The organism is Pseudomonas sp. BJa3 (assembly GCF_026343815.1).
In the GTDB taxonomy this organism is placed as follows: Bacteria; Pseudomonadota; Gammaproteobacteria; order Pseudomonadales; family Pseudomonadaceae; genus Aquipseudomonas; species Aquipseudomonas soli.
The window spans coordinates 1-241 of sequence record NZ_JAOXMC010000490.1 but is presented as its reverse complement, the minus strand read 5'-3'; the positions used below and the strand labels follow the sequence as shown (position 1 = coordinate 241).

Genomic DNA, 241 nt, shown 5'->3' with positions numbered 1-241 from the left:
AGTTCGCCTGCCCCGCATTGCCGGTGACTCCGATGACGGAGGCAATGTTGATGATGCGGCCCTTGCGCGCCTTCATCATGCCGCGCATCACCGCTTTGGATGTGCGATAGACGCTGGTCAGGTTGGTGTCGAGGATGGCCTGCCAGTCCTCGTCCTTCATCCGCATCAACAGGTTGTCGCGGGTGATGCCGGCGTTGTTGACGAGAATCGAGATACCGCCGAATTCCTTGGTGACCGCATC

Annotated in this window: 1 protein-coding gene; it reads right to left on the bottom strand. The window is 59.8% G+C overall.

All coding sequences use genetic code 11. The features are described from left to right. On the bottom strand, positions 1-241 hold a 241-nt coding region (locus OH705_RS28520), incomplete at both ends, for an SDR family NAD(P)-dependent oxidoreductase (RefSeq protein ID WP_267303609.1).